The following is a 23,452-nucleotide window of genomic DNA, read 5'->3' as shown; positions in this document are numbered from 1 at the left end:
GGACAGATACCAACTGATCATAATTAAAAGGTGCCTTTAAATCCAATGGATATTGATCTTGGATTAGGCATTGTCGTGTTACTAAACTGGCTTGTGGGAACTGCGTCCGGGTCTAGCCCATCGTGGTTAGCACGCCATAGAATCCCTATATTATTTGCGTAGATGAATAACTGGAGGTTGTTAAAAGGCAGGCTTTTATAAGCTGATTTATTAAAATCATAACTTAAACTAAGATCTTGTAAGCGAACGTTATCACCATTATCTACATTTATAGAAGAATATTGATAAAAATAACTGCGATTAAAATCAAACGCATAAACCAATGAAGGCACGTTGGTGATTTTCTCATCCCCCGGTTTCATCCATCTATTGTTATAATCACGATTTACAGAAAGAAATGAAGTTTGCTGTGCAGTTATATTATAATAGTTGATAGTTGGCCTCCTGAAATAATATCCAAGCTTATAATTGATTTGAAATGAAACATTAAATCCTTTATATGAAAAGCGGTTATTAAGTCCCCCAAAGTAGGTAGGTCTTGCAGGCCCTGAATACACCAAATCATTGACTGGTGTATTGGAAACCATATTGGCATAATCTTCACTCTTAACGCCATTAAAAAATCCAACAGGATTGCCATTAACGGGGTCTAAGCCTCCCCATTTATAACTGTATAAACCGAATACGGGTTTACCAACAACAGGAGCCGTTGATGATTGGTTACCATCAGCAGATACAAGTGTTTCCGCATATTGGTCTGGAGACGCTTCGTAATTGGTTACTTTATCCGTTGCATGACTAAACAAAATTGTAGTTACCCATTTCAACTTCCCATTTAAGTTACGTGTCGTAACCGAAAGATCGAAACCATGGCCTTCCATATCAGAATAATTGCCTTCCAATGATGTAATTCCTGAATTTTCAGAAAATGCCTTATATCCAAGTAAGTCGGTTTCTTTTTTTGAATAATATTCAATACTTCCTGTTACTATGTTATTTTCCGATCCGAAATCAATCCCCAAATTAGCAATACCTGTTTTTTCCCATTGCAGATCAGGGTTACCTACATTAGAAATTAAGGAGTATGGAAGATTCGTATACTGGGCGTTGCTCAAATATAATAATGTGGTTACACCAGTTACCGATCTGTCCAGGTTTCCATTATACCCGTAGGTGGCTCTAAGTGCTAACACAGGCAGCCAGGAAACATCATAGAAATCTTCTTTATCAATAGCCCACTTGGCTCCCGCAGACCAAAGCGGTAAGCTTTTTTGATTGGTGGCAACTCCAAAATAATTTGATCCGTCGATCCTAGCGCTGCCTGAGAAGGTATAACGGTCTTTATAAGTATATGCTATGTTAGCAAAGGTAGAACGAATCCGATCCAATGTTCCACTGACACCTAAACCGCTATTAATTGTTCCGTAATTACCGGTAGGGTTAAGAGAAAAATAATCTGCCGCATCTACGTTGGTAAAAGTTCCATTGTTGTCATCATAACCATATAAAACAGAGCCATTGCTTGAAGAAGTTGTTTGCGACAATTCATATCCCGCCAGTGCAGTTATACTATTATCTTTCCAGCTTAAATTGTAGTTTAACTGGCCTCTGACATTATTGGATATTGTATTTGAATTATTAAAATTTAATATGCCGCCCAGTGGGATATTATAACCCGTTACAATACCATTTGAAACGATTGAGTACTCATTTATCAAGTTACGAGTAGAGTAACTATTCTGGCCCTCAAAATCCCGGTTCTGTACATTTGAATTTTCATATTGGTATTTTATTTCACCGCTCAGCCCTTTAATGAATGTATATTTTAAACCGGTTGTAAATCTTATGTCATTGTCCTGAATTTTATTATCCGATTCTCCTAATTGTTGCAAAGGAGAATACGACCAGTCTAAAAACCCATTTGCGGGCGCACTTTGTATAAAGCTTTGGTTGTAACCGTATGGAATAGTTAATGGATTCCCTTTTGAATCTGCAAGCTGGCTGTAAGGGAATAAAAAAGGCTGCGTTTGAGCTAACGTATTATCAATTTTCACATTGGTTTGAACCGCATTTAAACCAACAGTTATTTCCAGCTTTTTAATCGGGTAAAATGTATTTTGTGTATTAATAGTAATTCTTTGATTTGCATTGGCCTTTAAACTTGCTATATCTTCATCATAACCGGCTGAGAAATAATAGATAGCTTTATCAGAGCCTCCTGAAAGGTTGACAGCATATTGTTGGTTAGTTGCTTTCTGATAAAAATATTTATTCAACTGATCGTTTATATTTACATTGCTCAAGGCATTCAGTTGAGTTGTTATATTGGCTGTTGAAATGGTTCCCGCACGCTGTGCAGCTAAAAGCTGTACAACTGGCGAGATGACAGGTAAATTATAGGTATCGCTTAAATTCGCATCATCATATCCTTGATTAAAAAGGTATTTTTCCAGTCCGATATATGACGAGGAGCTTAGTTGGTTGGGATTATAATTTAGATCAGGTTTATTGAAGACCGTGATGTTTGAATTAAAGCCAACCTTGAGGGGCTGTTTCATTTTCCCTTTCTTCGTGGTTATAACAATCACCCCATTGCCAGCCCTAACACCCCAAATACTTGCAGCAGCAGCATCCTTTAATATAGTAATGCTTTCTACGTCGTTTGGGTTGATATTATTTATATCGCCACTATACGGGAAATTATCTACAACGATTAGGGGCTGATCATCGGCAAAAATGGTGCTACGGCCGCGGATGCTTATGTCCAAGCCTGATTGGGCTTGTGAGGTATTAGCATTAAATAAAAGGCCGCTGGTAATCCCGTTCAGTTTTGATAAAGCATCTGTAGATACCCGGTCATCATACATCTCTTTAATTGGTTGCGCAAAAGAACCTGTTGCCCTTTCCTTGGGAATATCCTGGTAACCTGTTGAAACAATGTTTACATCTTTCAAGACTCTACCCTCTCTTAGACTGATGTTAAAAGGGCCCTTTATGGTTGGATTAAAATTGAGTTCGATGGTTTTGTAACCCACAAAGCTAATCGCTACAACCCCTTTGATCTGGTTTGTATTAATGGCAAATTCACCATCTTCATTGGTTGTAGTTGAAAGACTTGTAGATTTAATTTTAACTGTAGCGCCTCGCACAGGCTTATTGTCAGAGGAATCAGTGACTCTTCCAAATAGTTTAGTAACTACCTGGGATTTTGCCTCAAAATTCAGGCAAAGCGTGGCCAGCCCTATAAAAAGTATAGTTTTTTTCATGAATATATTTTTCGATTTTAATTGATATTTAAGAAAAACGATGGAAAACGGCAGCTGAGAAATAATTAACTACAACTGATTTGTCGCTGCCGTTTTTGCATGAAATTATACAGGGGCCTTTATCAGGCTCTTATATAAGAGTTTGAAGGAAAAGAAATGGAAATAAAAGGCATGAACAAGCCTAAGTGCAAGATTTGTTGCAATTTGATCATTAAGGAAAAAATCAAATCTGTAAATTCTGATCATACTCGTATAGAAGTACGAGTCTTGTTGGAAGGTTCCCTTAATAAATGTGGGGGCTACAAACCATGGTTACTAAAAGTTTCTGACGCCTTATGTGACATGGAATTACAGCAGCCCCCACATCTATTTCAATGCGCTAATATAGCACATCTACACATAGACATGGGCATTAACTGCTGTCTTACGTCACGGCGTCAGAAAATGTAACCGCAAGACTCTTATTATTACCTGTTTACCTGAATCAAATATATATAAATTATTTCAATTATAAAACATACATATTCAAATTGAAATGATTTGCTTGTATCTATTTGTTTCATGAATGATTTTTCTCGAAGCATTATAGGAAAAAATGTAAAATCCTTAAGGTTATCTTTAGGGCTATCGCAACTAAGTTTTTCAATTCTCACAGGCCTTTCAAAACCAACCATTGTTAATATTGAAAGTGAAAAAAAGGGTTACAATCTAAATCTTTTAGATAAAATAATTGAATTCTCTGATTACTCACTTAGCGATTTATCCTCCAAAGACTTTATTCTCAATACCAATATTAGAGAAGAACTGATCGAAAAATATAGAAGTAAAAGACCCGAATATTATAATATCCTCACACAAACTCCAGAAATAGTATATGCAATAAAAAATAAATTGTTGGTCTATGATTTTATTGAGACGCCAAGGGAAATAAGAGAAATAAAAAAATTCTTTGAAAAATATGGTTGGAATTATAAAGGTACCTCGATTTCAAATGCCTTAAAAAGAATGCCAAAATTAATCCAAATTAAAAGGCATGAAACAAAAGGAAATACCAATGTATATTCAAAGATTTAAGCTTTTCAGAAACGCATTAATCATTTACTTTATAATTCTTTAGTATTTTGGTGTAGATATATTTCGAAAATTAAATACTAATACTATTAAGGATAGATTGACCCTACTTTTAATTGCTGGTAATCGTAAGTATTGCGCTTATCCATTTCTGCTAGGTCGTCGTAGCATTTATTTGCTAATTCTTTGTAGCTGTTAAAAAGTTCTCTTCTTTCTGCGATTTGTTTGCTATTGTATTTCCAGGATTCATCACCGGCAAACCTGTATATTAACTCTTTATAAATCTGGGCGCGCAATATTTTTAGATTAAAATTTTTCATATTTAAACTGATTGCCCTTTCCGCCATTTTTTTAGCGATCTCCAAATTTTCTAATGCAATTTTATCAGCCGAATAGGGCTTGGCAATAAGACTATTATACCGCAAATAAAGTAACGCTCTTAAAAATAGGCTGGTTGTATCATTACTGTGGATTTTTAAATTTCTGTCAAGACTATCAGTTAACACAGCATATTTCTTTTCATTTGGAGTAAGTGAACCATCATCAATTCCTATTGACCCATAAACAACTTTGATTCTAAGCTGCGCATGTGCCGAAAGCGAACTGACCAGCAGAATTATCAAAATTGCGTTCAATAGGTTTACTCTTTTCAATGATTAGATTTTCAATAGACTGTATACAGGAGTGTTAAACTTGAAGCTAAAATATTAGCATTAATCTTTGAAACTGGTGACATCATAAAATTTATTCTTTGTAGAGCTTTAAAGCTTCTTTAAATAATCATCATAATAAAGTATGCTTCCTAATTCAAAATGGCCCTTGCAATAACCATACGTTGCACTTCACTGGTTCCCTCATAAATTTGGGTCACTTTTGCATCCCGCATCAACCTTTCTACATGGTATTCTTTTACAAATCCATAACCTCCATGAATTTGTACAGCTTCAGTCGTGGTCCACATTGCAGTTTCGGAAGCGACTACTTTTGCCATTGAAGAGCTTAAGCTAAATTCCAAATTGCGATCCTTTTCCCAAGCAGCTTTTAGGCACAATAAACGGGCGTATTCAATACGGGTGACCATATCTGCGAGTTTGAATTGGATTACCTGGTGACGGGAAATTTCCTTACCAAATGTTTTGCGTTGCATTGAATATTTTAAGGAAAGTTCATAAGCCCCGCCAGCTATTCCTAATGCCTGGGCTGCAATTCCAATTCTTCCGGCAGTCAACACTTTCATGGCAAACTTAAAACCAAACCCATCCTTGCCAATTCGGTTCTCTTTCGGGACTCTTACATTTGAAAAATGCACGCTATGAGTGTCACTACCCCTTATCCCCATCTTATTTTCTTTAGGTCCCAAGTCAATTCCTGGCCAATCCCTTTCTACTATAAACGCATTGATTCCTTTCGATCCTTGGGACGGGTCAGTCTGCGCCATCAAAATATATACACTTGCTGAATTTCCACTTGTTATCCAGTTCTTTACTCCATTAAGCAGATAATATTCGCCCATGTCCTCCGCTATAGTTTTTTGAGAACTGGCATCACTACCAGCTTCAGGCTCACTTAATAAAAATGCACCTATATATAATTTATCATCTTTTATACCTTTCGCAAGCTGGGTCAGGTAGTTTTCCTTTTGCCACTCGTCCCCAAATTCTTCCAAACCATAGCAAACCAAACTATTATTTACACTCATTATTACGCTAACACTCGCATCAACTTTGCTAATTTCTTCCATAGCCAGCATGTAACTGATCGTATCCATTCCGGCTCCGCCATATTTAGGGTCCACCATCATACCCATGAAACCAAGCTCTGCTAATTTTTTAATTTGTGCAGTTGGAAAGGCTTGCTTTTCATCTCTTTCAATTACAGCCGGTAAACATTCGTTTATGGCAAATGTCCGCGCTGCTTGTTGAATCATTAATTGCTCTTCAGAAAAAAAGAAATCCATATCTATTGATGTTTGTTATTGATAAAAATACTATAGCAGTCTGTGATACATCTGGCTTAGCGGATGTATCCTTAAATATTAAGTCTATCATTTTAAAAAAATCGCGCAGAGGGTAAGGATAAGGCGTCCCCGGTTTCTCATCCCAGGAAACGCCTCATTGGTTATTATTTTTTATAGGGATTTAAATGGCTAACTGGTTGTCTAAAAAGATTATTTAGCATTTAAAGCATCTTCGATACGTTTTGGTGCTTGGTCCTCACTAGGCCTTGGTGCATCACTATCAAATATTTTTCCATCTTTTCCTATAATCACATACCTGGGTATGCCTTGGATAGCAAATGCTTTGACTATCGGATTGTCCTGTTGAAAATTGCCTGCGAATAAATGTATGCCCATTATATGATCTTCTGCAATTGCCTTTTGCTCAAGGTCAGTCGTTTTATCCAAATTGATATATAAAAAAACTACGTCTTTATTATCCTCAAATATTTTATGCAGTTTAGGAGCACCCGTTTTCATTTGCGCCCTGCACGGCCCGCACCAACTGGCCCAAAAATCCATATAAATCACCTTGCCGGCAAAGTCTTTTAGAGTGACGTCTTTACCGTTTATATCCTTTAACACAAATGGGGTTACTTCTTTTCCGGGGGCTAACGCTTCGGCTGCGTTATAAGAGATCTGTAAGGATTTTACATTTTCAGCATTTTCCGGACTACCATACTTTTGTATATAATCGTCCATTAATGGCTTTAATTTAGCTAGGTCACTATGTGGGCCAAATTGGCCTTGAAGCTGTACTTCAAGCAGTTTATTACGCAAATCTCCACGACATAATTCTTCAATCCGGCGATAGACATGTATAAAGACATCGTATGGATCAAATGTACTATCGGGTTTGCCACTCTTGAACTTATACTCGTTTTCTAAAAATCCCGGGAAACTTGCATACATGGCACTGCTATATTCTTGAGTTTTAAGCACTTTATCATTTAGGTTCACAAGCTTTATCAAGTCCCAGTAATGATCAGGTATCGATGCCGAAAGCTTTTTGTGTGTATTTCTCATATACCAAAAAGGGACATCCATTTTATACCCTATTTCCTGGTAATGAATGAAATCATAATGGTTTTTATAAAATAAAGCTGATACGTTTTTTTTATTTGCATTTAAATTATTATACGACGTCTTAAACATTGCATCAAATGCTGCATATAACTGATTTGGTGTGGAACTATCTGTTATTTTAATTGAGCGCCATGTGTTGCCCATAAATTTATAATCTTTATAAAACACCCTGTTTTCATTTGCGCCCACACCCGAAAAAACTATCTTTTCACCAAAATCTGTTTTAATGTCAACGTTAGTTCCATTTTCAATGTAAACTACCAATGACCCTCCTTTTGTTTTTTGCGTAATACTATAAAAACTGATCAATCTCGGATCACCTGGTTTGAAATCAAACACATATTTACCATTTGATCCAGGTTCAGTAACGATCATCCTGGGTTTATCACCATCAATCATCATTAAAGTGTCCGTTTTGAGGGGTCTGATATCAATAGTTATTTTAGACCCATTTTTCTGGCTAAACACTGTACCTGTAATAAGGCAGAGCATAAGCATAAGCATCATTTTTCTATTTTTCATGTTTGTTAATTTATTTTTATTTGAAACCTAACTAAGCATTTTCTCGTGATCTAATTAGAAATTATTAAGATATAGGCTGCCCCGCATTATTATCGGGAATACTTTTCCTTAATAATGCCATTTACAATTCCTTTCGTATTTGTTCTTAAAATCCCGCTTAGTAAGTAAACCCAAGCATTTCAGCCTGAGATTCTATCAGAACCGTACGTGCAGCTCTCACCGCATACGGCTCCCAATACCTTTGAACCATGTTAGGCTTTGCACCAAATGTCCAGTGAGCGAATAAGTCAGGTTTGCGCCTGCAAAGGCTGCTCACCCATTTCATTCCACTTGTTAAGCTGGTTCGTAGCCCTTTGTATTTCCGTATTGCCCAGTTGGCCAACTTTGCGTTGATTCTTCTCATGAAGCCTTTCAATTCACTGGCATAGAATTTTCCGTAATAGTTTATCCAGCCTTGCAGGACAGGGTTCATCGCTTTAGCAACAGCTTCGATCTCGATGCCCGGTATCCGAAGAATGGGCATTGCATTTAGCTTTGAATTCATCGATGCTTTGGCTTTTGTGCTTACTGCCGGCAGAAAGTTGGTGAAGTCTTCTTTCCGTTCACCGTTCTGAGCCTGTCGGGGCTTGAACGTGTAGCCTAAGAAATCGAACTTTACACCTTTGGTGTACTTCCGTGTTCGGTTGCTGTCCCTGCAATGGATGATCTTTGTCTTTTCCTCGTGCAGTTCCAGCCCGCAAGCTTTTAGCCTTTTGCCTAACGCGATCTTTAACTTTTCCACGTTGAATGCTTTGTCGCAGTGGATAACTGCGTCATCTGCATACCGCTCGAAAGGGCAGTCGGGATAATTGGCTACCAGCCACATATCCATCGCATAATGCAGGTAGAGGTTGGATAATATCGGGCCGATCACGGAACCTTGCGGTACGCCTTTCGTCCTTGCTACTATGGTGCCATCCTCCAGTTGCAGTGGGGCTGTCAGCCATCTTTCGATGTATAACAGCATCCATTGTTCCTGTACATGCTTCGCTACTGCTTTCATTAGCAGGTTGTGTGGAATATTGTCAAAGAACCCTTTGATATCAACGTCCAGTACCCATTCATACCTCATGCACATTTCTCGTGCTTTGGCTACGGCCTGTAAGGCTGATTTCTTCGGGCGATAACCATAAGAGTCTTCATGGAACAGGTTGTCGACCACCTGCGCCAATTCTTTGGTTACCATCGCCTGTCCGATACGGTCGGTTATCGTAGGTATGCCCAATGGCCTTTTACCGCCATCTTTCTTTGGTATCTCCACCAATTTGATTGCAGGGGGCATATAGCTACCGGAACTCATTTGGTTCCATAGCTTGTACAAATGTTTCTGTGGCTCTTTTTCAAAAGTTTCCATGCTCATCTGGTCTACACCTGCTGCGCCTTTATTGGCTTTGATCTTCAAGTAAGCTTCCTGTACCGATTTTCTCGAAATACAATATGGTTTTGGCCTATACATCGTTATACCTCCTGTAGGTTGCCCCTTTAACAGTTTCTATTGTTGTATAGCACCTGATAATGCCACCCCTTCCCTCCATTGCCATTACAGCAACTTCGCTGGTACTACGGATGGCTCTGTCCCTGTGGGACGCATCGATACTTTCGGACTTGCGGGTTCTTCCGCTTGACCTTTTCTCTTCACATCGTCCCGATAGGTTCCCAAGTTCCGCCTGAATGCCTGTATAAAGCTCATGCTGCCTATACGCCGGATGCCATTGGGACGGTAAACAGGTCGTCCTCCCAACTGGTAATAAAGTGCTACTGTACCTTACTTTTGACATCATTTAATCCTTTCGACGCCTCATCGGCAGTTCATTTGCATTCATCTTCTTTATACATACCTGACAGCTTCAAACTGTCTTTTCTGCTAACGCTCCCCACCCCGGCTCTTTACCAGAGCAGCTTAGCAGCGGTTTGGTACCTGCTCCTGTAAGCCGATACCGGGAGACCTACTCCCATCATTCAAACAGCACTGATTTGCTGCGCAAATCATTCATGGCGCTCAATAACCCGGGTTCTGAGTAAGATTAGGATTAGATTGTTTTTCTGTTAAAGGGATAGGATATAAAGGATCAGTTGTACTTTTCCATCCTGTTTTTTCTCCATTCAACACTGAATTAATAGTTCCCGTCCTTTGCAGGTCAAACCACCGATTGCCCCATTCACAAAAAAGTTCAGTTTGCCTTTCATGCATAATAGCAGCTAAAACAGAAGCCTGGTCCATAGCGCCAGCATAGGGCAGCAATCCCGCCCTATGGCGTACCATGTTTACGTCTTGCAAAGCTTCGGTTATGTTGCTTAAATGAGCCAACGCTTCTGCACGGATCAAATATTGCTCCCCAAGCCTCAAAATCATATAATCTTCAGCCGGCTGTGCCTGATTACGGTTCTTATATTTGAAAGGATAGTAATAAGAGACATTATTCCCGTTATTGTCAGATAAAATTTGCGTTCCTACCCATTTAATTTTCCGTTGATCTCCTGGTTCAAAAGAGTTTAATAAAGTTGCAGTCAAAGGGAAGGGAGATATGGTAAAAGCGTCAGAGGGCAGAAATGTTGCGGCTTCCACAACTCCTTGATTTGGATTTTCGGCAGGTAATTGCCAGATGGCTTCGGAACTTCTATCCAAAAATACGCTATTGAGAGAGTCTGTTAGCCTATAATCGCCAGAATTTATTACCTGACTGGCCATGTCAACAGCATTTTGCCATTGACTCTGATACAAATAAACCTTGGCAAGCAATGCAGAGGCAACATAAATATTTGGACGGATATGTCCATCGGATGGGTAATTTCCGTTAAGTCGCTTCCGGGCATCGGTTAAATCGTCAATTATTTGATTATAAACATCGACTACTGAAGCCCGGGGAAGTAAACTCGTTGTTTTATAAACTGTAGATGTAACAATCGGAACCCCGCCGAATAAATTAACAAGGTTAAAATAATACAAAGCGCGCACTGTTTTAAGCTCACCTGTAAGCTGTTGCTTCAGTGATTCACTTATTCCCGTACTACTGGCTATACGCGTAAGGCAATCGTTTACTGGATATAAGCTTAAATAGGAACTACTCCACAACGTTTCCATATTGGAGTTACTCGGCAATATCGCATTATTTGAAAGCTGGGAAAATGCAGGTTCGCCTGTTGTGGTTAATAGTTCATCCCCTGAAAGCCCTGTGCTAGCGGTGATTAATCCGTTGTTTACGCTTAATACTTGTGTTGATTCATTAAAATTATTATATACACCCGCTATAGCGCCAATCACGCTAGTGCTATCTACAAACACATCCTGCGCAGCAATATCTTGGGGCGGGCTAGGCGGTATTTCAATCAGTTTTTTGCAGGAGATGGTTAAGATAAGTATTATAACAACGCCTAATAATTTAATTTTATGCAGTGAAAAATTTCTCATATTAATAAAATTTAAAGATTAAAAGATAAACCGAACACCAAAGTACGCTGCAGAGAATAGTTTGCATAGCCACCCGGCAGTTCGGGATCACCAACCTTGTAATCAGTAAAGGTCAGCAGGTTCTGGACATTGGCATAGATCCTGAAATTAGTAAGGTTTAATTTCTTGAGAAAAACACCCGGTAGGGCATAAGATAAAGACAGGGTCTTCAGTCTAAGATAAGTATCATCGCTATAGGCTCCCGAGGAGTAGGTAAATGCCTGACCCGCTGTAATAACAGGATCGGAGTACGTAGCTGTTAATCGTTGCAGTTGTGTATGGTCCCCAGGATTTCTCCAATAGTTATTCATTACCTGGGTCGGAACATTGAACAAACCGCTTTGTATTAAATTAAGGGAATAAAGAGTATATAAATAATTAGGCGCAGTTTGTTTGGAGAATTGGAAAAAAACGGATAAGGTTAAGCGCTTGTAAGAAAAATTATTGCCTAAGCCACCGTAGAATTTTGGTTGCAAGTCTACTGTAGATACCCTGTCTCCGCCCTGCGCGGCACTATCATAATAATCGGGATTGGATGTAACCTGTCCGTTTGCACCATAAAATTCAAACAGACCTGTAGTTGGGTTAACATCTTTATATTTAACAACAAAAACTGTACTGGTCGATTTACCTATGGCATAATCTGACGCATAACTGGAATTTGCGAGGCCCGGAAATGAAACTAATTTATTGCGGTTCGCCGAAATATTAAAACTACTTGTCCATTTGAAATTTTTGGTTGCAATATTTTTTGAATTAATGGTAAATTCCCAACCGGTGTTTTGAACAGTCGCATCTAAATTTTCAAGTACGGATGTAAAACCTGCTTGGCTGGCAAGCGGATAATTAAGTAGCTGGTTGCCCTCCCGATTTCGGTAATAAGTAATATTCATTAACAGCTGGTCTTTCAAGAAACCGAGGTCAAGTCCCAAATCCAGGGATTTTTTTGTGGCCCAGCTGTAGTCGGGATTGTTAAGATTTTGTGGCGATATTGGCTTGACACCCTGAAAGGGAGGAGCAATAGGATAAGTAACAGCCGCGTAAAACGACTGAAACTGGTAAGGGGCAATTCCATCAGAACCACTGGTTCCGTAATTACCTGAAATTTTGGCATAACTAACAAATGGCAGAGCATCTTTAAAACTCTTCTCTTCTGAAAATATCCATCCTAAACCTGCTGAACCAAAATTTCCAAATTGCCTCCCCGGCCCAAAATTGCTGGAACCATCTCTACGCCCGGTTAAGCTGATAATATATTCCTGATCGTAAATATATTTAACCCGCCCAAAAACTGCACTGTACTTGTAGATTGAGCTGTTATCGTTATCATATACAGTTGATGCCCCATCTATAGAACCCAATTGAGCATCACTTGTATACCCATAACCATCTTGTGAATTCGACGATTGGACATTTTTTTTATAGGTACTGCCTAAAAGGGCGGAAAATTCACCTTTTCCTATTGTGTGGCTATAATCCAGTTGCGGCTCTATATTAATAGTTTGGTAGGTGCTATTTACAAAACTACTACCCGGATATGATGGGTAATCCGGGGTTTGTGAATTGGATGGAAACTCTTCAGATTCATTTACATCAACCCGGCTATATCCCATATTTGCGCTCATGCTTAAGCCGGGTGCCAATTTATAGGAGATATTTAAGCTATTTTTCAGGTTATAGTTCTGTAAGTCTACAGGTTGTTTCAAATAAGCGTAGGCTTGATAAAAGGTAAGGTCAGCTCCTTTATAACTCCAAACTAGGTTACCAGCCGCATCCAGCAAGTCCGGTAAATTTGGGGGATTTAAGGCTGGTAAAGCGTTGCTATTGTTAAAATGATTATTATGATCATATGAATAATCCGTTCCAAAATCAATAGTTAGCCGGTTATCCTGTGACTGATGATGGTATGAACTATGATAGGTTAATCGTTTGTCAGCGAAATTCCCAGGATAATTATAGTCGGAACCGGTATAGCCTCCTGATATTAAAAACGTATTATTTACTGACCCACCTGATAAACTGACATGTGCATCAGTTTGATTCGATGTTTTTCCGAAAAAAGTATTGAACCAATTGGTGTACTTATTTTGATCAAAAACGGTTAGGTCTGGAGCGTAGGTCTGCAAATTAGCATTATTGCTAGGTGTAAGCCCATCACTTTTAAAGGCATCATTACGGTATTGCAGATACTGCGGTGTATTAAGGAATTGCACAGGCCGTGCATCTGTGTTATAGCCGGTATTTACAGAAACATTCATCGTGGTTTTTCCTGCCTTTCCTTTTTTTGTAGTAACTAGTATAACGCCGTTGGCGCCTTGAGTGCCATATATCGACGTTGCATCAGCATCTTTAAGTACACTTATACTTTCTATATCATCAGGGTTTATGTTGTTCATGGCGCTAAAGCCGGTATAGGCATTTGCACCGAATGTGGTAAAGAAGGGCTGGATCGTATTGACGTTTAAATTTTGCGAGGCAATTGGCACTCCATCTATGATAATTAGTGGCTGATCATAAAATTTACTACCAAACACATCAACACCAATACTATTTTGACCTCTTACCTGTACCTGAGTTGTTACACCTGGTTCCCCACTTGTTGGAGTTACCGTAAGACCGGCAACCTGTCCTTCCAGTGCCTGTAGAACATTCGTAACTGGCTGTTTTTCTATATCGGCAGCTGTTACATTCGCCGTCGATCCGACACTAAAACGCCGGGATTCCCTGCCGTATCCGATAACATGGGTTTCATCAAGTTCATTACTACTCACCTCAAGAACAATATTTTCTAAATCTGGAACAGCCTTTACAACTTTTGTTAAATAGCCAATAAAAGAAATTTGAATTGACATACCTTGATGGACATTAGAAATATAAAATGACCCGTCCATATTTGTGACATGGCCGATTTTCGTTCCCTTTATCATTACTGACGCTCCATAAAGGGGTTTTCCGTTTTCATCAACAACATGGCCTTTAATGCTAAATGTCGTGTCCTTAACTACAGGAGTTAGCGCAGGCTTACCTTGAAGGAGAATTTCCTTTTCCTTAATGACTATTATTTTTTCATCAATAGTATACGTCAAAGCCTGTCCTTTTAAACTTTCATTTAGTACCTGATCTAGTGGCGCATTTTTAAAATCAGCCTTGATAACAATTGTAGTATTTACTTTATCACTCTGGTAAAGAACACCATAACCGGTTTGTTTCCTGATCTCTTTGAATAATTGCATTAAAGATATATTGTCACCTTTTAAAGTGACTTTTTGGGCAAATCCTGTCGCACTTACTTGCATAATGATTGCAAACAATAAAACGGTGATGAGTTTCATGATTAGCGCGATTTTAGGAATGCGGCATTGAAGCCAACACAAAAAATTAGTATAAATTTTATACATTTGTTTGTCTGTTTAAATTTCTGAAATATTTGTTCACACAATAGTTTTCGGTTAACCAACAGCATAAGGGCTTCGATCGCAACTCGGGGTCCTTTTCTTTTTCATGCTTAACCTTTTCGGTTTTTCAAAGTCTTTTCTCTTTTTTTCTCCTATAATGTAATGGGTTCTAATTTAAATTAATGGGTTTGTTTACTTAGTTTATCCCTTATTTACTGACAATTATCTTTTGACCCTGCACTTTAAAATGTACCGCCCCGGTTAGTTCCAACTTTTTCAGCAATTGCGAAACATTCTTAAATCGTGATAGCATACCGCTGAATAATTGTGATTTCAGACTATTGTCAGTATATATTATATCTACATTATAGCAGCGGGAAACCTTCCGCATAATACTTTCAAGATCTTCATTATTAAAATCGAAAAAACCATTTTTCCAGGACATAACCTCCTCCAGATCAACATTCTTAACTTTAATTGATTTATTGCCATTTTGAGTTATAATTTGCTGTCCAGGTTTCAGAAAGGTTGTTTGGGCATGAACCAAAACTTCAACGCTACCTTCAATTAGCGTTGTTTTTATGCCCGGTTCATCCGTGTAGGCATTAATATTAAACTCAGTGCCAATATCTTGAGTGATTTGTCCTTTTACCTTTACCCTAAATGGAATCACTGAGTTATGTACAACATGGAATAGGGCCTGACCGCTGATTAATTCCACGGTACGGTCACTCCCATTAAAGTTTTCGGGGATGCGGAGTTTAGTATCAGCATCGAGATAGGCAATACTCCCGTCAGCAAACTTCACCTGATGTTGTTCACCACGGGGCACAATCAAGGTATCATATAGCATATTACCATTTACATTGCCTGTTGTATTGTTATAAGTCAGTCGGCCATCTTTTGTCTCAATTATTCGGGTATTGACCTGTTGAACCAGCAAACCTTTTTTTGCATCAGTAACAAGCAACTGCTGTCCATTGGCTAATTTTAAGATTGCTTTATTACCTACAGTACCGATATCATTTATTTTATTCTGGGTAATTTGTCGAGGTGATCGTTTATGGGCCAGGAAATAACCGCCAATAGACAGAAAAAGAAATATTGATGCGGCACCGACGATTCTGGGCCACAGCTTATGAACAGGCGTTAGTCTTTGAGGTAATGCCATTTGGACTATTTTCATAGACTCTTCAATTTCCTTATGTGATACCGAACCACTATTGTGTGTTTTCAAATACCAACTTTCAACCAAACATTTTTCGTCAGATGTACAACCACCATTTATATACTTAGTTAATAATTGTTTAGCCTGCTGATTATCCATGATGCTGAGTATTCGTATTAATAAAAGATAATACGGTCAACTTGGGCAGTGGGGGTATAAGAAAAAAATAATATTTACTATATATGAAATTAATAAATACTATTTCATTTTCATTAAAAAGTAGAAATAAATTAATATGCCTAAACGCACCCGCAATGTTCTAAGCGCATATTTAATTTGGGTTTTTACGGTTAGTTCAGAAATATTTAGTTGTTCTGCAATCTCGCGATGACTTAAATGCACCTTCCGGCTTAATTCAAATATTTCACGCATACGGGGCGGAAGAGAATGTACCTCTTTCTCAATCAGCGCCGCGAACTGATTTTCTCTAACAAGATAATCAGTAACGCAATTACCTGTATTAGCAAAAACTTGAAACGAATTAACATAGCGAGAATTTACGTCCTGATGAGCGAACCAATCAATGATCTTATTTCTAAGTGCAGTATACAGATAAGACGAGATACCCTTTTCAGGTTCCATAAATTCCCTACGATTCCATAGTGATATGAATATCTCCTGTACCATATCACGGGCTTCTTCCTGATCCCTTACTTTCTTTTTCGCATGAACATACAGCAATCCAAAATAACGTTCATAAATTTCAGTAAATGCAGCATATCCCTCCGACTTTAATAAGTCGACCAATTCACTATCAGTATATGAACTGTATATTAACATATTAATTATTGTCTAAGTAATAGTTGCACTATTGTTCTCAGCTTCTTGATATGCCCAACTAACAATCTGTTGGATTGCTCTAATTATCTCATTTCTACCCTCTATGGAATTGATATTGATATCACAAATCATATCACCGTTAAACCGCGTATGTAAGACTGAATAATAAATCCCTCCAACCAGTAAGGCTGAAATGGCCCGAAAATTCACATTAGTGTTGTTAAATTGATTATCCGTAAGCTCAAGCAATTGTCGCCCCATGCCTTCCCTGACATTGTGGATACTTTGCATCAAAGAACTTTCGGTAGAAATTTCCAATATTATCAAATCTTGCATCTCCTGCTCTGAAAAAAAGAATTTAAACTGATTTTGCAATATCTCCGTAATTAAAACCTGGCTGCTTAAACCTTTATTTTTCTCAATCATCTCCTTCACTTCTTCAGATAAAGTCATCCAATAATCCTTCTCTATTACATATGCTTCAATCAAATAGTTAACCCCTCCGAAATAACGATAGATCAACGTCTTATCAACACCAGCTTTTTTGGCAATTTTGTTAACCCCTAAACCGATATAACCCTTGCTTTTTATAATTTCTCCTACGGCCTGAATTAATTTCCGTTTAGTTTGTTCTTTGTCTTTCATCAATCACCTCTGTTTTAAAATTTAGCGACATCTAGTATAATTACTGTTCAATATTTTAAAACAACCTCAAACAAGCACAATTGACTTTTCCTGTTATGCCGTAGCGCCATGCAACTAAATATTGCTTTTTAAAATTTCATTTTTACTGTTATAAATGAAGGTGCAGTAGTAACTATTTAATATTTGCCGTCAAGCCCGCTAAAAACTCTCTGAAATATGCATTCTTATATTTTGCATTACTAAGTGCAATATGAAAGCACACTCTTTCTCAAGGAGTTGTGCTTTCATTTAATTAACTATTGTCTTTTTCTAACTATAAAAAAACATATATAAAGAACAGAGAACTAAAGCGTTATTAATCATTAAAACAATCGCCTTTAGACATTCAATTGCCACAGCAATATTTATTTACTTTTTTCCGGCATTGATACCAAGCGGATATAATTATCACCACTTAGATATTTATTTGCCATATCCTTTAACCCAGCAGGTGACACCTGGTCCAATAGAGCGCTATATCCATTTATTTCGTTCAAATCATCTTTATTTTGTAATTTCTCGTTTAGATAGTTGAACCAAAAATTGTTGGATTTCAATTGAGTTTCCATTGTGGCCTTTGTTTCGGCACGCCATTTATCTACATTCTCCGGCAATGGTCCATCTGTTTTAAGTTTGGTGATCTCATCTAATGCGGATGCAATTAGTTTATCGACATTTTGTGGCGCGCAGCCAAACTGGATGATAAAGGAGTATCGTTCTTGCGGAATTTTAGTGGTCTGTACATAAACCCCAGGGCTGTAAACACCGCTTTCATCTTCACGTAGTCTTTGCAATAAGCGGATTTCCAGCGCTTCTTTTAATGCATCCAGCTTCACTTTGTTTTCCAGGTTGTAATCAAATTTTCCGGAATAAACTAGGAGGACTGTTGATTTCGGTTCACTGCCTTTGTACACTATTTTTTCAATTCTGCCAGTCGGGATATTGATGTTCAGGTCTTTTGTTTCTGCGTGGCTATTAGTTGATGGCAAAGAACCAAGGTATTTTTCCAACAAGGGTCTAATCGTGTTGGTATCGATACTGCCCACAAAGGTGAAAGTTAAGTTGGAGGCATCCGAAAAGCGCTCTTTATAGATTATGTAGACTTTATCCAAATTGATTTGGTCGAGTTTTTCTGCCGTCGGGGCAGTCCTTCGTATATTATAATTTCCTAAGACAGCGCTAATCGTATCATTGAAAACGCTTTTAGGATCATTTGCCCTATTTATCAATGAGGCTTTATTGCGATCAATGATCCCTTTAAATATTGCGTTATCTTTTCGCGGTTCGGTAAAATAAGCATAGATCATTTGCATTGCTATTTCCAGGTCTTTTGTTGTGGAACCTCCATTTATTCCTTCAAAATGTTCGTTTATATAGGGTTTTACGCCCAATCGTTTTCCTTCGAGATATTTATCCAATTGGTCAGGGGTATAGTTACCAACGCCACTTGCTGAAATAATCCCTGCTGCATTGGCAGCGCTCTGATAATCCGCATCTGTATATAATGAAGTTCCGCCTGGAGCGAAGGCGCTAAACCGAATGTCATCATTTTTAAAATCGGTTGGTTTTAAAATGACCTTAACGCCATTACTTAATGTAAGCGTTGTGACGTTTATAGTTTTGTTTTTTGTTTCTGCAATTATGGTCCCCGATACAGGTAAACTGTTTAGCAATGTAAGACTAGTGACATTGTCTTTGTAAGGCTGTATGTCCTCCTGTTGCACTGAAAGGAGCCATGTATTTACGGTGGCTTCATCCGGTAGATTGCTTTTATCCTTCTCCGGCGCTTCAATTAGTATGTCCCTGTTGCTAGGTACGATATATGCCGCGGCTAACGTGTTTACATCCGTTAAAGTAACTTCAGGCATATCTTTCCTAATGAGCGCGGCTTCGGCGACAATCCCGGGTGCGGCGATATTTGTCAGGAAATAAGCCTGGTATTCCCGGACATAATTTTCAGAATTTGTCTTATCCTTTTCTTGCAACCGCTCATCAAGCTCACCTAGGTAAGCAGTTTTTGCCCGCTCCAATTCGGTCGACGTAAAGCCAAAGCGTTTTACCCTTTCCGTTTCACGCCATACCGCTTTAAAGCCTCTTTCTAACTCTTGCGGTTTGGCGTTTACGTTGACGGAATAACTATCCAGCCCACCCATGAATCTATAGATGCCGGCGTTACCATTCAAAAATGGCGGATCTGCCTGATTCGATAACTCATTATAGCGACCTTCCAGCATTTGATTGAATAAGTCCTGTACAATGGATCTCCGGTAGTCTGATTCAGTTTTCAGAGGCGGCATTTTATGCTTGATGATTACTTCCGCAAGTGTCGAAGTCATTTCTTTATCCGTTACGGCTATAAACTTGTTCTTTCCATCTAAGGGTACGTTATATTTCGTCCGTGTCCGTTCATGAATAGGGTTCTTCAAATCAATAAATGTTCGCTTAACAACTTTCTCCAGACTGTCAACATTAATGTCACCTACAATAATGAGCGCCTGCAAATCAGGTCTGTACCAATCTTTATAAAAACGGGCTATAATTGGTCTTTTAAAATTATCAAGCACCGTATCCAGTCCAATGGGGACACGTACGGCATAGCGAGAATTATTCAGAATTATCGGTAAGAAAACCCTTTGCATTCTTTCCTGAGCACCTTTCCCTAAACGCTTTTCTTCTAATACAACGCCCCGTTCCTTGTCAATCTCCCCTGGATCGAGTGTGGCATTTTGCGCCCAATCATGCATAATCAGGATGCCTTCCTTAAGAATATCCGGTTTATCACTGGGCAATGGCAATTGATAAACCGTTTCATCATAGTTCGTGTAGGCGTTAATGTCCGCACCAAATCTCACGCCTGCCTTCTGTAAATAGTTTACCAGTTCATTGTGAGGAAAATGGGTAGTCCCGTTAAAGTTCATGTGCTCAACAAAATGCGCTAAGCCCCGCTGGTCTTCATCTTCCTGTACCGAGCCAACGTTGTTGACTATATACATGACCACCCTATTCTTTGGTTCTTCATTGTGTCGTATATAATAAGTGAAGCCGTTTGGCAGTTTACCTGTACGTACGGCCGGGTCAAGCGGCAACGGTTTTTCTTGCGCCATTACACCTGTAAATAGCATGGTTCCGGCAATGACTCCGAATAATTGTTTTAGATTTGTCATTCTTTTTTATAAAATATTAAACAGTCCTGTTCTTAAAACAGTCCCGTATTTTTATAACTAACATTGATCGACTCAATTTTAAATTCGTTACTTAAATTAGTGCGGCAAAGCCTGCACTAAAGCCACATAGACTAAAATTCTACGCATCCGCATAATCTCTCTGAGTATTAAGCCTTATTTCTTTTCACCTCGGTTATCCATAGCCAGCTTCGCAAAGGCGGCAATTACCAGGATTGCGCCCAAAAGTGTTCGCGTCATTCTTTTAGCCACCTGCTTTTGGACTAAATGCATCCAGGCCACTTTGTAAATAAGCTGCATAAGCCGCCACATCATACATAGCTCCTTGTGTAGGTACCAGTAGCTTTCCTTCAGCACTAAGCAATACATAATCGGGTTGGCTATTACTATTAAAGCTGCCCGCCTGTATATCGCTGTTCTGGTCTCCTATGTTAGTTATCTTCTTTCCGCTGAACTTCGAAGTGTATTGTTCACTAGCAGGCAGATCCGTTTTGTCATCCACATATAATTGGATCAAGATGTATTTGTCCCTGATCAAAGACAATACTTTTGGGTCCGGCCATATCGTGGCTTCCATTTTCCTACAATTCACACAGGCATGACCTGTAAAGTCAATCAAGACGGGTTTATGAATTGATTTAGCATAAGCCATCCCTTCTTTATAATCAAAAAAGGCCGGAAGGTTTAGCGGAGCATGAAAGATTTCCGCATATTTGACGCCTTTAATTCCTGTGTTACCTTCATTTAATGTCGGTGTATATAAGTCAAAGTCTTGAGTATCCTGTGGTGGAAGAAATGCTGCTATGGACTTCAAAGGGGCGCCCCATAAGCCAGGTATCATATATATGGTGAATGATAAAACAATAATGGCCAGGAATAATCTTGGCACAGAGATAAATGACAACTGACTGTCATGAGAAAACGTAAGTTTACCTAACAGGTATATTCCCATTAGCGCAAAAATAACTATCCAAAGAACCAGGAATATTTCCCTGTCAAACCATCGCCAATGGTAAGCTAGGTCGACATTGCTTAAGAATTTCAATGAAAAAGCTAATTCCAGGAAACCTAAAACTATTTTCACACTGTTAAGCCATCCACCCGATTTGGGCAGCGACTGCATCAGGCTGGGGAACATGGCAAATAATGCAAAAGGCAACGACAAAGCTAAGGCAAAACCCAACATTCCGATTGCGGGACCCAGTAAGGCTCCTGTGGTAGCCGCTTGTACCAGTAGTGTGCCGATAATAGGCCCGGTACAACTGAATGACACGAGCGCCAGCGTAGCCGCCATAAAGAACAGCCCGGCAAGGCCACCTTTATCCGAGTTCGAATCCATTTTATTTACCCATGAACTGGGCAGCGTAATCTCAAATGCTCCAAAGAACGATGCCGCAAAGGCCACTAGTAGTAAAAAAAAGAAAAAGTTAAATACACCATTAGTGGAAAGGCTGTTCAATGCGTTGGCGCCAAAGATGACCGTTACTGACAGGCCAAGTATTACATAAATAGCAATGATGAAAAAACCGTATAACAATGCCTTGCTTATTGCGCTTTCTTTTTTGCCCCCCTTAGTGAAAAAACTCACGGTAAGAGGCAGCATCGGAAAGATGCAGGGCATTAGCAAAGCCGCGAAGCCTCCTAATAAACCGGCTATGAATATGGCCCAAAGCGAGCGGTTTTCCTTGGGAGCCTCAAAGGGCTTATCTATCTTTACAGGAAGTGGTTTTCTTATTGTTTTTGTGGCTGTGTCAGGTCCTGATGACGTAAATTGGACACCTGCTGTAGAAACTGTATCCTGTCCTTTAGCCAGGTTACAGGTAAATAATAAACCGAATATCAGAAGCGCCAGGGGCAGCCATTTGTTTTTATAATAATTCATAGTTAATTATACGTTTCATTAATTTGATTCTTTTATAATATTCATCTGTTCAATCGTACCGTGAGATAGTAACTCTTCTCTTATCCATTGCATTTGCTCATAATCGTTTGCGCGGAATGTTATGGATAAAACCTGTCTATCATCAGTATAGATCTGACTGATATTATATGGTTGTACAAAAAACAGCTCTGCACAATCAGACATCCAGGAAGTATTATAAACAGGCCTTACTATAACCTCTATTTGCCAGCAATCTATTATACCATCCCGTTTTGCAGTCTGGTTAGTTGTTTTAACTCCCCGTTTTACAGCGCAGGAAATCAGTAGACTAGAAAATATCAGGCAAAGGCATAGCCCGGATAACCTCCAAATCCGTATCATTTTTGTAGAAATTGATTTACTTTACAGGTACACTAAATTGTAAATCCTCTGGTGGAAGACACTGTTTATCATTGCAGGTCATGTATTCAAGCGTGCCTGTTACATTAGCTTGTCCTGTCTTTAGTTTGATCTTTTGCTGGAAAACGACTTCATGCTCAAAAAAGCTTACGTCCATGGAGAACACCTTTTCATACCTGGTTACCGGCTTAGGTTCAACTGTACTACCTATTAAACTATAAGATGTCGAGGCAGGAAAAGTAATTGTAGTTTTTACAGGGCCGCCATCTTTTACAAATTGTGAGTATACATGCCACCCATCATCAATAGTAGCTTTGATAAAAATCATTGCTTCGTCTTTGCTGATCTTCTTTGCTGCGTAGCTCCAGCGTACAGGTGTCAGTATCTGAGCCTTTGTGGTAATAGTGAACAGTATCAGTATTACTGCCGATATAATTAATTTTCTCATTTTTTCTCCTTTTATTAATCTTAGTT

15 protein-coding genes are annotated in these 23,452 nt (G+C 38.8%); 1 reads left to right on the top strand and 14 read right to left on the bottom strand.

Going from position 1 to position 23,452, the window contains the following annotated elements:
- Positions 1 to 23: 23 nt before the first annotated feature.
- Complete coding sequence (locus tag GSQ74_RS13610; RefSeq protein ID WP_158994159.1) at positions 24 to 3,266, bottom strand: SusC/RagA family TonB-linked outer membrane protein; 3,243 nt, start codon at positions 3,264 to 3,266, stop codon at positions 24 to 26.
- Positions 3,267 to 3,827: 561 nt separating this feature from the next.
- Between GSQ74_RS13610 and GSQ74_RS13605 the strand changes: the two genes are divergently transcribed.
- Entirely contained in the window at positions 3,828 to 4,340 is a 513-nt protein-coding gene (locus GSQ74_RS13605) for a helix-turn-helix domain-containing protein (RefSeq protein WP_158994157.1), read from the top strand.
- Positions 4,341 to 4,426: 86 nt separating this feature from the next.
- On the opposite strand, the gene GSQ74_RS13600 is transcribed toward GSQ74_RS13605, so the two are convergent.
- The 13 genes from GSQ74_RS13600 to GSQ74_RS13540 form a co-directional block, all read right to left on the bottom strand.
- Positions 4,427 to 4,990: a hypothetical protein gene (locus GSQ74_RS13600; protein WP_216846739.1), complete on the bottom strand. Its 564-nt coding sequence runs from the start codon at positions 4,988 to 4,990 to the stop codon at positions 4,427 to 4,429.
- Between the two features lie 149 nt (positions 4,991 to 5,139).
- Entirely contained in the window at positions 5,140 to 6,294 is a 1,155-nt protein-coding gene (locus GSQ74_RS13595; RefSeq protein ID WP_158994153.1) for an acyl-CoA dehydrogenase family protein, read from the bottom strand.
- Between the two features lie 210 nt (positions 6,295 to 6,504).
- Positions 6,505 to 7,941: a TlpA disulfide reductase family protein gene (locus GSQ74_RS13590; protein WP_158994151.1), complete on the bottom strand. Its 1,437-nt coding sequence runs from the start codon at positions 7,939 to 7,941 to the stop codon at positions 6,505 to 6,507.
- A 157-nt stretch (positions 7,942 to 8,098) separates the two neighbouring features.
- Positions 8,099 to 9,436, bottom strand: coding sequence for a group II intron reverse transcriptase/maturase (gene ltrA, locus GSQ74_RS13585; RefSeq protein ID WP_158994149.1), 1,338 nt, complete (start codon positions 9,434 to 9,436; stop codon positions 8,099 to 8,101).
- Between the two features lie 543 nt (positions 9,437 to 9,979).
- Positions 9,980 to 11,389, bottom strand: a complete 1,410-nt coding sequence (locus tag GSQ74_RS13580) for a RagB/SusD family nutrient uptake outer membrane protein (RefSeq protein WP_158994146.1) — start codon at positions 11,387 to 11,389, stop codon at positions 9,980 to 9,982.
- A gap of 11 nt (positions 11,390 to 11,400) precedes the next feature.
- Positions 11,401 to 14,760 (bottom strand): SusC/RagA family TonB-linked outer membrane protein, encoded by a 3,360-nt coding sequence (locus tag GSQ74_RS13575; protein WP_254060883.1) that lies wholly within the window; start codon positions 14,758 to 14,760, stop codon positions 11,401 to 11,403.
- A 271-nt stretch (positions 14,761 to 15,031) separates the two neighbouring features.
- Complete coding sequence (locus GSQ74_RS13570; RefSeq protein WP_158994142.1) at positions 15,032 to 16,150, bottom strand: FecR family protein; 1,119 nt, start codon at positions 16,148 to 16,150, stop codon at positions 15,032 to 15,034.
- 99 nt (positions 16,151 to 16,249) lie between these two features.
- The gene (locus GSQ74_RS13565) at positions 16,250 to 16,831 is read right to left on the bottom strand and encodes an RNA polymerase sigma factor (protein WP_158994140.1); all 582 of its coding nucleotides are present in this window, start codon (positions 16,829 to 16,831) and stop codon (positions 16,250 to 16,252) included.
- 12 nt (positions 16,832 to 16,843) lie between these two features.
- Positions 16,844 to 17,476, bottom strand: a complete 633-nt coding sequence (locus GSQ74_RS13560) for a TetR/AcrR family transcriptional regulator (protein WP_158994138.1) — start codon at positions 17,474 to 17,476, stop codon at positions 16,844 to 16,846.
- Between the two features lie 404 nt (positions 17,477 to 17,880).
- A complete protein-coding gene (locus tag GSQ74_RS13555; protein WP_158994136.1) occupies positions 17,881 to 20,679 on the bottom strand; it encodes a pitrilysin family protein in 2,799 nt (932 codons plus the stop codon).
- A gap of 262 nt (positions 20,680 to 20,941) precedes the next feature.
- Positions 20,942 to 22,579: a protein-disulfide reductase DsbD gene (locus GSQ74_RS13550; RefSeq protein WP_158994134.1), complete on the bottom strand. Its 1,638-nt coding sequence runs from the start codon at positions 22,577 to 22,579 to the stop codon at positions 20,942 to 20,944.
- Positions 22,580 to 22,597: 18 nt separating this feature from the next.
- Complete coding sequence (locus tag GSQ74_RS13545; RefSeq protein ID WP_158994132.1) at positions 22,598 to 22,960, bottom strand: hypothetical protein; 363 nt, start codon at positions 22,958 to 22,960, stop codon at positions 22,598 to 22,600.
- 16 nt (positions 22,961 to 22,976) lie between these two features.
- Positions 22,977 to 23,426, bottom strand: a complete 450-nt coding sequence (locus tag GSQ74_RS13540) for a protein-disulfide reductase DsbD domain-containing protein (protein ID WP_158994130.1) — start codon at positions 23,424 to 23,426, stop codon at positions 22,977 to 22,979.
- Positions 23,427 to 23,452: the final 26 nt, after the last annotated feature.

It is taken from the genome of Mucilaginibacter sp. L196 (assembly GCF_009765905.1).
Lineage (GTDB): Bacteria > Bacteroidota > Bacteroidia > Sphingobacteriales > Sphingobacteriaceae > Mucilaginibacter.
This window is presented reverse-complemented; position numbering and strand designations above follow the sequence as displayed.

Bases quoted from the DNA above. Each gene is read 5' to 3' on its own strand.
- GSQ74_RS13610 (WP_158994159.1), bottom strand. From the start codon at position 3,266: ATGAAAAAAACTATACTTTTTATAGGGCTGGCCACGCTTTGCCTGAAT.
- GSQ74_RS13605 (WP_158994157.1), top strand. From the start codon at position 3,828: ATGAATGATTTTTCTCGAAGCATTATAGGAAAAAATGTAAAATCCTTA.
- GSQ74_RS13595 (WP_158994153.1), bottom strand. From the start codon at position 6,294: ATGGATTTCTTTTTTTCTGAAGAGCAATTAATGATTCAACAAGCAGCG.
- GSQ74_RS13590 (WP_158994151.1), bottom strand. From the start codon at position 7,941: ATGAAAAATAGAAAAATGATGCTTATGCTTATGCTCTGCCTTATTACA.
- ltrA (WP_158994149.1), bottom strand. From the start codon at position 9,436: ATGTATAGGCCAAAACCATATTGTATTTCGAGAAAATCGGTACAGGAA.
- GSQ74_RS13580 (WP_158994146.1), bottom strand. From the start codon at position 11,389: ATGAGAAATTTTTCACTGCATAAAATTAAATTATTAGGCGTTGTTATA.
- GSQ74_RS13575 (WP_254060883.1), bottom strand. From the start codon at position 14,760: ATGAAACTCATCACCGTTTTATTGTTTGCAATCATTATGCAAGTAAGT.
- GSQ74_RS13570 (WP_158994142.1), bottom strand. From the start codon at position 16,150: ATGGATAATCAGCAGGCTAAACAATTATTAACTAAGTATATAAATGGT.
- GSQ74_RS13565 (WP_158994140.1), bottom strand. From the start codon at position 16,831: ATGTTAATATACAGTTCATATACTGATAGTGAATTGGTCGACTTATTA.
- GSQ74_RS13560 (WP_158994138.1), bottom strand. From the start codon at position 17,476: ATGAAAGACAAAGAACAAACTAAACGGAAATTAATTCAGGCCGTAGGA.
- GSQ74_RS13555 (WP_158994136.1), bottom strand. From the start codon at position 20,679: ATGACAAATCTAAAACAATTATTCGGAGTCATTGCCGGAACCATGCTA.
- GSQ74_RS13550 (WP_158994134.1), bottom strand. From the start codon at position 22,579: ATGAATTATTATAAAAACAAATGGCTGCCCCTGGCGCTTCTGATATTC.
- GSQ74_RS13545 (WP_158994132.1), bottom strand. From the start codon at position 22,960: ATGATACGGATTTGGAGGTTATCCGGGCTATGCCTTTGCCTGATATTT.
- GSQ74_RS13540 (WP_158994130.1), bottom strand. From the start codon at position 23,426: ATGAGAAAATTAATTATATCGGCAGTAATACTGATACTGTTCACTATT.